The following is an 11,393-nucleotide window of genomic DNA, read 5'->3' as shown; positions in this document are numbered from 1 at the left end:
GATGACCAAGTGGAACACCACGGGCAGCGAGGCTCGCGGCTCCGCCGCGCGCAACACCAGCCAGCGCCTCAGTCAGCCCGACAACACCGCGGACCCCCTCACACCCAAGAACGTCGGTGGATCGAGGTTTAGTAGGAGATCGAACTTGTCGGGATGCACGACGCGGGTGCCTATCTCTCTGGCTTTCGCTTGCTTGCTTCCATCGAAGCTGCCATCGGTGACGAGAACGACTGTGAACTTCGAGACGTTGTTCATTACTCGCACTCCGAGCGTTGCAGCCCGCTGCTCGAGGCGGTTGCGCTGTTTTTCGTCGCAGCCTGTGAATGCGACACGGTCACCCACGCGAAGTGGTTCACCATCAGCCCAGTCCGTCGGAAGGGGACGGAGGCCTGCGCCTAGTCGTTCCTTTCGGGCTCGGTCGGCGTGATCAATGACCGTCCTCAGTTTGGCGGGTGGGACAGAAAGTAGCTGTGCGAGGGTTTCGAGTTCTGTTCGCTCGTCGTTAGATACGTGTCCGTCGTCTAGGGCGACAATTACTGCCTCATGGATGGAGCTGGTATTGGCTGGGCTGAGGGAGTAAGCCTGCCGTAGGTCGTTTAGTCCTGCGGCTTCAGCGTCAGTGATCTCGCCATCCTCGAGGGCGTCGAGGAGTAACTCGATGTAGGCGGTGTTCGCTGCCGGGACTCCTTCGTCGAGGACTGCTTCGATACTGAGGGCCGAGATCTGCTGCAACAGTGCTGGAGCTCTTGGTCTCGGCGGCGTGATTCGTACGGGACGCGGTTGACGGGAATGCTCAGAACGCTGACTGCGGGGGAGCGGGGAGCGTCCCGGCCCCAGGGGCCATGTGGACGCAGCCGCTTTCGCGGAGGCAATGGCTAGTTCAGTGTGAACGGTGCCGCCTCGGGCGAGGTAGACGCTGAGAAGGCCGGCGGTCGCGCGGGCGTCTCCGAGTGCGGAATGCGCGTTACGAAGAGGGACACCTGTTGCTGAGCAGCAATCGGTAAGACGTCGGCGTTCCGCATGGGGTAGGTAGTCGTAGCTTCCTCGCAGCGTGCAATAAAACGAGATCGGAGGAACCGTCCACCCGGCTGCAGCGAGCTCGGCGTGAAGGAAGGCGAGATCAAAGTTCGCGTTGTGAGCGATGACGGGTAGTCCGCGGAGGCGTTCAATGATGGTGGCGGATACTTCGTGAAACACCGGGGAGCTCGCGACGTCACTGTCTCTGATCCCATGAATATGGGTAGCACCAACGGGTCCTTCGGGGTTGAACCGCTCGACGTACTCGTCGACGATGTTGCCGTTCTGGTCCACGCGAACGACGGCTAACTCGAGGACACGTCCGAACTTCGGCGACAGCCCTGTGGTCTCTACATCAATGACGGCATAGGCAGGCCGGCTGCTTGTTGGCGTCGATCGCGCTGAATAGTCCACCACCTGCTGCACGGTCTGACGCAACTTAGACAGAAAATCGAATGCCCCCATGAAAACTTCCCCCGTTTTCTTCACTTGACCAAGCTATATGAACGTACGGGCGCCTAGACCGCGTGGGGCTTTTAGCTCAAAATCCGCAGGTTTTAGGTGGACTCTCCGAGAAGTCCTTAGGGCGCTTAAGGGAGCATTCTAATGAGGCTCAAACGGGACAAACATTCGGACACTGCTCAGGACAATTTAGCGTACATTTATCCCATGCCAGAAGAATCCGACCGCCAGTACCTCACCAGCCACCCGTGGTTGACCTTTGATTTCAACCCGCAGAGTCTTGGATCAATCGCGTGGGCCCATCTCGGGGAGGCCTACTCGAAGTGTCAACATTTGATTGGTACGCCTTTACAGCCGGGCTTGGCCATGCATCTATCGGAGGTCTTTTTGCGGCGCGGAGCGCTGGCGTCAGCAGCGATTGAAGGCAACACCCTAAGTGAGCAGCAGGTTGAGGACATCATCGTCCGCAACCGCCCACTGCCAGAATCGCAGCGCTACCAAGAGCAGGAGGTACGGAACGTCGTCACGGCTTTGCTTGAAGTTCGGAAGGAAATCGCAGAGTCGTCCAAGTTCCGGCTTTCATCTGAATGGGTGCTCGGCAAGCATGCCTTGCTTCTCGAGGGTCTTGAGCTCGAGGAGCAAGTCACACCTGGGGAGTACCGAACAGTCTCGGTAGGAGTCGGAAACTACCGTGGTGCACCTGCCGAGGACGTTCCATACCTCATGGAGCGACTGTGCGTCTGGATAAACGAAATCATCGATCAGGCCGAGGAAAGCAAGACGCTCGATAATAGGTTCTTTCTGTCGTTCTTTGCAGCCACGCTCGCGCACATTTACCTTGCATGGATTCACCCGTTTGGTGACGGTAACGGGCGTACTGCACGACTTATCGAGGCGGCAGTTCTTGCTCATTCGCAGACTGTGCCCTGGGTGAGTACAACGGTCCTATCGAACTACTACAACAAGACGAAGCCTAGGTATTACCAAAGACTGGAGGCTGCATCTCGATCGATGGATCTGCCCGGTTTCATTGCTTACAGCGCCATAGGCTTCCGAGATGAGCTGCGAGAACAGATCGCCGAAGTGCAGGGCGCCCAACGCAGGGTGGCCTGGATCAACTATGTGCATGAGGCTTTCCAGCCGGAACCATCTACCGAAACAGCGAAGCGAAGAAGGTCTGTGGTGCTTGCTCTCCCGCCAGATGCTGAGCTCACCAAACGAGAAATCAAGCGGCTCACTCCTGAGATCGCGGTCATTTACGCAACTGCCAGTGACAAACTTTTCAGTCGCGACTTGACCAAGCTCCGAGACCTTCGTCTCATCCGGGAAGTTGGTCGCGGCCGTTATCGGTCCAATATCCGACTCATGGATGCATTTGTACCGCTGCCGGAACTTGGGGTGGACATGCCACTTACGGTCCGCCAAGAAGGCATCGAGCCAGACAGCGAAGGTCGGCCATAGCTTCTACAGAGATCTTTGGCTTGAGTCCGGAACTCAAGAGCGTCTTGCATCCCTTGGGTTGCGAGGCGTCTCACCGGCCCCAAGGTCGTACCTCTTATATAGGGACACTTTTCGTGTGGTTCCGGGGTTGTGCTGACACGGCTGGATTCTCGCAGCTACGTGTTTCAACCTCTGTCTAGAATTGGTGTAGCGAAGTACGGTTGTAGGACAGGTGGGGGAGTGGTTGTGGGCAGGCTGATTGGGTATGCGCGGGTGTCGACGAAGAACCAGGACACCGACCGTCAAGAACAGGACCTCCTCGCATCGGGGGTGCGCCGGGATGATTTGTATGTGGATCATGGGGTGAGTGGGGCGAGGGCGAGCCGGCCGGAGTTTGATCGGGCGGTGTCGGCGCTGCATGACGGTGACACCCTGGTGGTGACGACGCTTGACCGGTTGGGCCGGTCAACACAGAACATGCTTGCTCTGCCGGACATGCTCCGGGGCAGAGGCGCCGGCCTTCGGGTGTTGAACCTCGGCGGTGGGAATGTCGACACAGGCACGCCGATGGGGTCGATGGTGTTCACCGTCATGGCGGCTCTTGCGCAGATGGAACTCGACATCAAACGGGAACGCATCACGGACAGTGTGTCGAAGCGTCGTGCGGCGGGTAAGGATCTCGGTGGCCGGCGGGAGCAGTTCACGGATAGTCAGATCTTGAACGCCCGGCGTCTGATTGATGCGGGGGAGCCGGCGGCTCAGGTCGCCCGGGATATGCGGATGTCCAGGGCAACGCTGTACCGGCGGATGGCGGCGCTGCCACTATGAGTGGGTACGAGATCCTGCCCGGGCAGCAGCCGGCCGGGCAGGGGCAGCCGACGGGACGCCGTGCGGTGGCACATCGTGCGAGAACTATTAATCCTGCAGGGATGACGTACGAGCGGGCGTTACAGATCGCGATCGCTGTCCTTGATCAGGAAACGGGCCGGGTGGACTGGTTCGCGGCCGAAGGAGTCTCTCGTGCACCAAGAATGCGTTAGCACGTTTTTCTTGGCCTGACAGATTGTCTGGGTGAGGGCTTATGGTGACCGTATGTCTGATTCTGATTCTGATCTGTCTGGGGCCACGAACTTCACCCGTGACACCGCGAAGCAGTTACCCGATCGGGAGTTGAAGATCGGGCACGAGCAGGCCGAGCATGACGCGGCCGTCGACACCGATCACGACGCGGCCGTCGACGCGGAACGTAAAGCTGCAATTGCTGAAGAAGAACTCGAACGGCGCGGAACAACGACGACCTAGTTTCCGGCACCGGCTGGCGTGCTGCTAGCTAGGGTCGGCGCATCTGAAACACGACCATGGATCGCCTCCGCAACGACGCCTCGCTTGATCGGCGTGATGACCGATCATTCATCGGTCAAAAACGCTGTCCGCACACTCGTCCCATTGGGGGTGACTAGTTTGATTGCGGAAGCGGTCGTCGTGGTGCAAGCGTTTCTAGGAAAAACGGCTCCCGCACCACGACGAAGACTCCACATTCACCCGAACGGCAGGGTAACTGCCGGGCCGGTGAACGGTATTCGGGTTGCAGTATGAACGTTACAGATCAGCAGGTAGCGGGGTGTAGTCCCAGACCGGGGGAGACCCGATCAGGGGGTGCAGGGTAGTGGCTTGGTGTTCCTAGTCACCAAGCCACCAGGTGCCACCCGGCATACCGGAACGCTCACAGTACGGCCCGAGTGCACCCTGGTTCGCAGTAAAGGAACTGCGATCCTTTGGTGCGGTAACAGCCCCTGGGGGAGAGGCCATCACCACACCATCACGATACCTCGACTAACTGAACTGAAGCGCCCCAGGTTTGGTGCCGCGTCCTTTTGAGTTGAAGGATGTATGTCATGCCGAAGAAGATCGATTCTGCTGTCCGTGATCGGGCAGTGCGGCTGGTGCAGGATCACCGGTCGGAATACCCGTCGCTGACGGCCGCAGCAGCGGCCGTGGCCCGCATCACCTACCCGGCGGTGACCCTGCTGCTTACGGCGGCGATCCTCGTATCAGTGATCGCGGGGCCGCTCACCAGCGACCGCGGGGGAACGGTATGGTCACTGATCCGATAGCACCTCCGCGACGACCGCTAGAAAAACAGCAGTCGAAGCGTAGTACCCGCAGCCAGCGCCCGGACGTGTTCCGGAAACGGGATGCTAAGCGGGACGGTGTCGGCGCGGACTTGTTAGCTGGTCAGTTTGTGTATGTGGGTGCGGGTGGGAGGTTGAAGAATTCTTCGAGGGTGTCTATGCCGACGTCGTGGAGGTGGCCGGCGAGTAGGGTGCCGATGAAGCGGAAGTGCCACGGCTCGTATTCGTATCCTGTGATGCTGGTTTTGTCGGCCTGGTATCGGAGCAGGAAGCCGTAGGTGTGGGCGTTGTTGGCGAGCCATCGACCGGTGGCGGTGTTGCCGAGACAGTCGCCGTCTGTTCCGCAGCCGCTGATGGTGTCGAGGATATCGATCGCTAGACCTGTTTGGTGTTCGCTGTACCCGGGCCGGGCACTTGTTTGATCGGCACCTTCCACACCCAGCGTGTCGACGTAGGAGTGATACGCAGACGTTTGGTTGTCGTAGGAGCGGTACCCGCTCTCGGCTACGAGGGTGACGCCGATCTGTGTTTTCGCGGCGGCGAACATGATTGTGAGGGCGGCGATGGTTTCTTGGCGGAGTTGATGCCCGAATGGGTTCAGCATTTCCGGTGGGATGGGTGCGAGGTGTGGGGGTGTGAATGTGGGGGCGCCCGGGATGGGGCGGTGTTTGTTGACGACGAACCAGAGACTTGTCGGGTCATCGATCGAGAAGTGGGCTGCATCAAACGGCGCTGGTGTTGGTGTTGGTGTTTTGGTGGCTGTTGGTGTGATGTTTGGTTGGGCGGATCTGGTTGGCGCTGGCGGTGTGGCGGCGAGCGGTGCCGGGTGGGTGGTCTCGGTGAGGATAATCGCTGTTGGTATCCCGATGATGGCAGCGGCTCCGGCCCAGAGAAGCACCCGTCTGGAAAGAGGACGCGAAGCTCGATGTCCGTTGGTGTGTGGCACGGCCACAGCTTAGGAGACACCCGTATGTGCAGCAATAAATGCCCAGCGGTTGGGCGGGCACCCCCGTGGGTGCAATTCAGGCTTTAAGCGAGGAGTCGGGCGTATCTCATCCAGGCGGGGGGACGGTCTGCGGGCTGCGTTTGACGGTGTTCGCGAGGGTCGATTTGCGGGTGCTTTTCGACTTGGAGGGGTGCCCGCAAGCCGAACCGCTAGCGCGACTTTTGGCTCTTCACCGTGTGCGGCAACGCCAAATACGAGTCAACGGATGCGACAGCAATCCGACTAGAGACGTCCACGCGGTTCACCTCCGCCTGGGAGAAACCACCGTGCGGACGGGGAGGGTCCTGCCCCTTGGCCAGATCTGGACGAATCCGCAGCACAGTAGTGTGACGAGGGTGATGTCATCAAACGTCCCAACTCGCCAAGCAGCGTGGCGGACTGAGACCCTGTTTACGGTTGTGCGCGCTTGTCTAGTAGTGCTGGTTGGTGCGTCGGTAATCGGCGGACTTACAAGCCCAGCTCAAGGCTTCTTGCCCGATTGGCTGCGCTCGTTGGCCAATTCGGTTGGTGGTTGGAGCATGTTCACTTTCTTGCTCGTCTGGTTGTCGCGCGCGCGGCCGCTACTGGGGGCAATTCTCGGCGTCGTCGCATTCGAGGCAATGCTCGAGGCCTACGCGCTTGTGTCGCTGTGGCGCGGAAACTTCTACGCTGAACCGTTCCAGAACAGTTTCACATTGCCCGGCATCGCTGCGGGACTCGTCCTTGGCGCGGGCGCCGCGTTGGTGCGGCACGCAATGCCGGGGTGGCTTCGCGCGGCAGGCGTCGCGCCGCTCTGCTTAGTCCTCGCCCTCGAGGCGATTTACGGGCTCACAGTAATAGCTTCCACCACAAGCCCCGTGTATTGGATTCTCGAAATTCTCGCCGGACTCGGCTTTCTGCTCGCCACTTTGTGGCGATCGAAACAGCTGGGCATTGCACGGGCTCGACCCCAGCGCGACTCGTGACATAAATTCTCATCTCCCTCTTCACGCAAGGGGAACGATCGTGAGACACGAGTGGCTCTGAGATGAGTTTCCAAGACAACTGGCCAGCTATTCCTGGGGGCGTAGTCGCGGTGGTGTGCTCTGGTCGGTTCGTCCTGTTTTCCCGGGGCTAGTTCGAGGTCGTTTCGGTGGATCTGCGGCGTGCTTCGGGGTGGGGACGCGGCTTGGGAGAGTTGCCCATCGAATATGTCTGATTTTTTGCTCTATTAGTTCGGATGGCCTGTCGGCGGGCCGCTTCTCAGCCTGCCGTGGGGTCGGTCATCGGTGGCGCACCTGGACTTATGGGGTTACGGGCCTTCGGTGATTATCGAGATCTTGTTGGTGATGATGTGGGTGATGTGGGTGATGGTTTGTGTGAGTTGTTCCGGTGTCAGGGTGTGGTGTGTGCGGATGCCTTCGCCGGCGAGTTGGGTGTAGGTGTTGATGACCCAGCCGGCTTGGGCGTGGCCGTGGGGGGTGGGTTCGATGAGGATGCTTCGCCGGTCGGTGGGGTTCGGGATGCGGTGTACCAGGTTGACGTTCTCGAGCCGGTCGATCATCGCGGTTGTGGCGCCGGTCGTGAACCGGAGGGTCGCTGCGAGCTCTTTCGGTGTGGTGGTTTGTTGTTCGGCGACGAAGATGAACGCGTCGTATTCGTTGTGGGTGAGGCCGAGGTGGTCCGCGAACCCGGTTCGGAGTTTCCGGTGCTCGATATCGAGGTGGTGAAGCGCGGAGGCGTACTCGGCGGCGGCTTCGACCGGGATCGGATTCTTCCCAGACTTCGGGTTGCGGGGCAGCGCGGTGAGCGGCATCGGTGGGGTGGTGTCTGGTTCGGGGTTCAGTAAGGCCATGACGGAGACAACTTTCTTTTCAATCTCCGATGCTAGGAACAAGGGAGCTCGTTCGAGCATAGGTACACGGTTGGGTAGGTCGCGTGCCCCAAAACAGGGGGTTTGCCTCGGTAGTGCTTCTTCTTTATAGTAGAGGTACTTGCCGAAGAAGTAGATACCCGCCGGGTGGTCTCAGGGGCAACACACCACCTTCTTTCACTTTTGGGGATCTCCTATGTCTAGTCACGCGTCCGCTCCGAAGAACAAACGTCGTCGTTTTGCACCTGTCGCTCTCGGCGCCGGTGTCCTCGGTGCCGTCCTTCTCTCTCTCAGCCTCACGGGCACGATGTCTGGGTTCGTTGCGAGTATCACCAACTCGCAGAACACGGCAGCGACTGGTGCTCTCGTGATGCAGGAGCAGAACGCAGGGGCCACGGTCACCTGCCTCAGCACTGATGGCGGCTCCGTGTCGACGAACGCTGCGACGTGCGCGACGATCAACAAGTTCGGTGGCAGCACGCTCATGACGCCGGGTAACACTGTCACGACGCCGGTCACGATCAAGAACATCGGTACCGTCGCCGCGACGACGTTCACTCTCACTGCTGGTGCGACCTGCACCCAGACGAATTCGGGCACCCTGAACGGTACTGCCACGGATCTTTGCGCGAAGATGAACATCGTCATTACCTCTGGTGCGACGACTGTGTTCAACGGAACCCTCGCAACACTTGCCGGTGGCACGTCGGCGAAATTCACGATGCCCGCAGCTCCTGCTGCCGGCGTTACGGTTCCGTTCTCGTTCGCGGTCACCCTTGATTCCGCCGCAGGCAATACGTACCAGGGCCTGCAGGCGTCCGTGCCGCTGACCTGGGCCTTCAGCAGCTGACACCCTCGGAGTCCTTTTCATGATCGCGGGCTGCCTCAGAAGGGGCAGCCCGCGGTTCTTGTTTCTACCGCCAAAACAAGCACCAGCTGAAGGGGGGTGAACCCGTGACATCGACCCGAACCAATAGCACGGGTTCTCATTCCGGTCCCCGCCAGTGGTTCCCGAAGAAACCCCCGCTCCCCACCCCGCTTCGTGTTCTGCTGACGGCTGCAGCCACTGTCCTTGCGGTGGTGCTGCTCTCGGCGTTCGTGTTCTTCCTCACCGGCGGTCGCTGGTTTGTTGTGCAAACTCCCTCGATGGGCGAGACCGCGCCCGTCGGCACCCTGATCCTGACCACACCCACGAACGGGCAGGTCGCGGTCGGTGACATCATCACCTTCCGTCCGCCGAGCTCCCCGACCGAGACGTACACCCACCGGATCATCCAGGTCAGTACGGATGGTTTGATCAGTACCCGCGGTGACATCAATGGGGCAACCGACCCCTGGCAGCTGGCGGCAACCGACATCATCGGCCACGCGGCTTTCGTGCTGCCCATGGCGGGCTGGTTTGTTAAAGCGGTCCCGATCATCACCATCGGGACTCTGCTGGTGTGGCTGGTCACGTCGCTGTTCCGGTCTGCCACAACCCGTTCCGCGCTCCGCATCGCGGGGGTCTCGTTGGTTGTCTCGGTCGCCGCCTACATCCTCCGCCCGCTGATCGGGCTCGTCGTCCTCAGTACGACCGCTGACACGACCGGCGCCGACGCGACGGTCGTGTCCACCGGTATGCTCCCGATCAGGGTGCAGGCCGTCGGCGGGAACCACGCCGACCTCGTCTCCGGACAAGTCGGAACCGTGACCGTCCCGAGCCTGATCGACACCAGCCAATACCATCTCTCCTCCGCCCTGAACCTGTCCCTGACCGGCTGGATCATCCTGATCTTGGTGTGCGCGATCCCGCTGCTCTGGACGATCATTGTGGGTCTTCCCGCGGACCCCGAAAGCGGCACCGTATGAGCGGCAACACATTCGCAGGACGGCGCTTGACGAGACGAAGCGTCACGATAGTCGCTTTGCTTGCCCTGCTCTTGGCCGGGCTGTTCTGGGCGACAGCAGTTACCCCGGGCACGAGCTCCGCATACATCGCCAGGATCACGAACAACACCGATACCGCTGCGACGGCGGCGAACTTCACCTGCACCGGCGCATACGGCGTCGACAAGGCAAACGCGCTGTTCCAATACCCCCTCACTGAGGCGTCGAATTCGACTTCGGCCACAGATATCTCCGGGAAGGCCGCGAACGGCACCTACCAGGGCTTGATGATAGCCAACAGCACCACCCCGATCGCGTGCCCCCGCGACCCTGGCCGCTCGTATCTGCTGAACGGCAGCACCAGTTACCTCACCACCCCCACCCAGGTCACCAGCCCCGGAACGTTCACCCTCGAGACGTGGTTCAAGACGTCCGTCGCGTCCGGCAAGATCGTCGGCTTCGAGAGCGGACAAACAGGAACCGCGTCCGGCCAATACGACCGGCAGGTGTACCTCTCACCGACCGGGCAAGTCATCTTCGGCACCTACAACGGTGGTGTGCAAGTCGTCACCAGCCCCGCCGGATACGCAAACGGCGCTTGGCACCACATGATCGCCACGTTCTCCGCCGGAACGGGCCTGAACCTCTACCTTGACGGCTCCCTCGCAGCCAGCAACACCACCTACACCACCGCCGAACCCCACGCCGGATATTGGCGATTCGGGCAGGGCAACCTCAACGGCTGGCCCAATGCCGGAGCGAACACCTTCCTCACCGGCACCCTCCGCTTCGCCGCCGTGTACTCCATCGTGTTCACGCAAGCGCAGATCAACAACCACTACGCTGCCGGGCGCTGAAGAAACAGCAGAGCGCCGACGCCTTCTCGGCCCCCTGACTAGGGTGATCTGATCAGGCCGCGCGTCCATTCGTGAGAGACCATGCTTATAAGCGAATCACCGCGTGCTGCGATCTTGCATCCCCCTTATGACGCCGCAGGCCCCATCCAACGAACAGGCCAGCACCACGCGGCCCGCCATGTCTCCCTTATCGGATCTTGACCACGATCGCATCAATGAAGATCGCCGCGTACACCTGGCGGTTTCTAACCGTCGTTGCGAATGAGGGCCAGGGGTCTGTAACGCTAACGGTGTTTTCGGCGGTTTTCATTAGTAGGTTTCCGGGGCCGGCCAGCGGTCCGCGAAGGTGATGGCGAACGCGTTCAGCGCGGGCTTCCAGCGCATCGTCCATCGGGTGCGGCCTTGACCGGTTGGGTCAAGGCTACGAGTGACAAGATACAGGCACTTCAGAGCGGCCTGCTCGGTGGGGAAATGACCCCGTGCTCGGACCGCGCGCCGGTATCTCGCGTTCAGCGATTCGATCGCATTGGTGCTACAGATCACGGTTCGGATCTCGAGGTCGTACGCCAGGAACGGTGTAAATTCTTCCCACGCGGACTCCCATAACAGGATGATCGCACCGTATTTCGTGCCCCATTTCTCGGTGAGGTCATCGAGTGCGACCCGGGCCGCAGCCGGTGACGGTGCGGTGTAAATCGGTTTCACGTCACGCTTCAGCGCGTCCCAGTCCTGCTTGGACGCGAGCCGGAACGTGTTCCGCAGCAAATGGATGACACACGTCT

General features: G+C 60.5%; 12 protein-coding genes and 1 pseudogene. 8 read left to right on the top strand and 5 right to left on the bottom strand.

Annotated features, from left to right (window positions below):
* Positions 1–72: 72 nt before the first annotated feature.
* Together B7R24_RS18160 and B7R24_RS18455 are read right to left on the bottom strand one after the other, a co-directional pair.
* A complete protein-coding gene (locus B7R24_RS18160; protein ID WP_253259473.1) occupies positions 73–732 on the bottom strand; it encodes a BRCT domain-containing protein in 660 nt (219 codons plus the stop codon).
* A gap of 201 nt (positions 733–933) precedes the next feature.
* Positions 934–1,482 (bottom strand): annotated as a pseudogene (locus B7R24_RS18455) (3'-5' exonuclease); the annotation flags it as partial.
* 204 nt (positions 1,483–1,686) lie between these two features.
* Between B7R24_RS18455 and B7R24_RS14125 the strand changes: the two are divergent.
* The 4 genes from B7R24_RS14125 (at position 1,687) to B7R24_RS14110 (ending at position 5,033) form a co-directional block, all read left to right on the top strand.
* Positions 1,687–2,940, top strand: a complete 1,254-nt coding sequence (locus tag B7R24_RS14125; RefSeq protein ID WP_116419628.1) for a Fic family protein — start codon at positions 1,687–1,689, stop codon at positions 2,938–2,940.
* Positions 2,941–3,165: 225 nt separating this feature from the next.
* Complete coding sequence (locus tag B7R24_RS14120) at positions 3,166–3,747, top strand: recombinase family protein (protein WP_116419623.1); 582 nt, start codon at positions 3,166–3,168, stop codon at positions 3,745–3,747.
* A 264-nt stretch (positions 3,748–4,011) separates the two neighbouring features.
* A complete protein-coding gene (locus tag B7R24_RS14115; RefSeq protein ID WP_116419622.1) occupies positions 4,012–4,221 on the top strand; it encodes a hypothetical protein in 210 nt (69 codons plus the stop codon).
* A 593-nt stretch (positions 4,222–4,814) separates the two neighbouring features.
* Positions 4,815–5,033 carry a hypothetical protein gene (locus tag B7R24_RS14110; RefSeq protein WP_147304053.1) on the top strand — a complete coding sequence of 73 codons (219 nt, stop codon included), beginning with the start codon at positions 4,815–4,817 and terminating at the stop codon, positions 5,031–5,033.
* 121 nt (positions 5,034–5,154) lie between these two features.
* Here the strand turns inward: B7R24_RS14110 and B7R24_RS17365 are convergent, their stop codons facing one another.
* Positions 5,155–5,997 (bottom strand): M15 family metallopeptidase, encoded by an 843-nt coding sequence (locus B7R24_RS17365; protein WP_147304052.1) that lies wholly within the window; start codon positions 5,995–5,997, stop codon positions 5,155–5,157.
* Positions 5,998–6,035: 38 nt separating this feature from the next.
* On the opposite strand from B7R24_RS17365, the gene B7R24_RS18450 reads away from it, so the two are divergent.
* Positions 6,036–7,001 carry a DUF6518 family protein gene (locus tag B7R24_RS18450; RefSeq protein WP_367302627.1) on the top strand — a complete coding sequence of 322 codons (966 nt, stop codon included), beginning with the start codon at positions 6,036–6,038 and terminating at the stop codon, positions 6,999–7,001.
* A gap of 326 nt (positions 7,002–7,327) precedes the next feature.
* Here the strand turns inward: B7R24_RS18450 and B7R24_RS14095 are convergent, their stop codons facing one another.
* Positions 7,328–7,870 carry a MarR family winged helix-turn-helix transcriptional regulator gene (locus tag B7R24_RS14095; RefSeq protein ID WP_216363708.1) on the bottom strand — a complete coding sequence of 181 codons (543 nt, stop codon included), beginning with the start codon at positions 7,868–7,870 and terminating at the stop codon, positions 7,328–7,330.
* Positions 7,871–8,084: 214 nt separating this feature from the next.
* Between B7R24_RS14095 and B7R24_RS14090 the strand changes: the two genes are divergently transcribed.
* The 3 genes from B7R24_RS14090 to B7R24_RS14080 all read left to right on the top strand — a co-directional run bounded on the left by B7R24_RS14090 (position 8,085) and on the right by B7R24_RS14080 (position 10,611).
* Positions 8,085–8,738, top strand: coding sequence for a hypothetical protein (locus B7R24_RS14090; RefSeq protein WP_116419618.1), 654 nt, complete (start codon positions 8,085–8,087; stop codon positions 8,736–8,738).
* 104 nt (positions 8,739–8,842) lie between these two features.
* Positions 8,843–9,736, top strand: a complete 894-nt coding sequence (locus tag B7R24_RS14085) for a signal peptidase I (RefSeq protein ID WP_172582839.1) — start codon at positions 8,843–8,845, stop codon at positions 9,734–9,736.
* A gap of 56 nt (positions 9,737–9,792) precedes the next feature.
* On the top strand, positions 9,793–10,611 hold the full coding sequence (locus B7R24_RS14080) for a LamG domain-containing protein (RefSeq protein WP_253259471.1): 819 nt from the start codon (positions 9,793–9,795) through the stop codon (positions 10,609–10,611).
* Positions 10,612–10,920: 309 nt separating this feature from the next.
* On the opposite strand, the gene B7R24_RS14075 is transcribed toward B7R24_RS14080, so the two are convergent.
* On the bottom strand, positions 10,921–11,393 hold a 473-nt coding region (locus B7R24_RS14075; RefSeq protein ID WP_172583000.1), incomplete at its 5' end, for a transposase.

This window comes from Subtercola boreus (genome assembly GCF_003399645.1).
GTDB lineage: Bacteria > Actinomycetota > Actinomycetes > Actinomycetales > Microbacteriaceae > Subtercola > Subtercola boreus_A.
The sequence above is the reverse complement of the archived record's forward strand: the minus strand, read 5'-3'. Positions and strand labels throughout refer to the sequence as shown.

What these genes read in the sequence shown, in the direction of transcription:
- B7R24_RS18450 (WP_367302627.1), top strand. Translation starts at nt 6,036, where the DNA reads ATGCCCAGCGGTTGGGCGGGCACCCCCGTGGGTGCAATTCAGGCTTTA.
- B7R24_RS14090 (WP_116419618.1), top strand. Translation starts at nt 8,085, where the DNA reads ATGTCTAGTCACGCGTCCGCTCCGAAGAACAAACGTCGTCGTTTTGCA.
- B7R24_RS14115 (WP_116419622.1), top strand. Translation starts at nt 4,012, where the DNA reads ATGTCTGATTCTGATTCTGATCTGTCTGGGGCCACGAACTTCACCCGT.
- B7R24_RS14125 (WP_116419628.1), top strand. Translation starts at nt 1,687, where the DNA reads ATGCCAGAAGAATCCGACCGCCAGTACCTCACCAGCCACCCGTGGTTG.
- B7R24_RS14110 (WP_147304053.1), top strand. Translation starts at nt 4,815, where the DNA reads ATGCCGAAGAAGATCGATTCTGCTGTCCGTGATCGGGCAGTGCGGCTG.
- B7R24_RS14095 (WP_216363708.1), bottom strand. Translation starts at nt 7,870, where the DNA reads ATGGCCTTACTGAACCCCGAACCAGACACCACCCCACCGATGCCGCTC.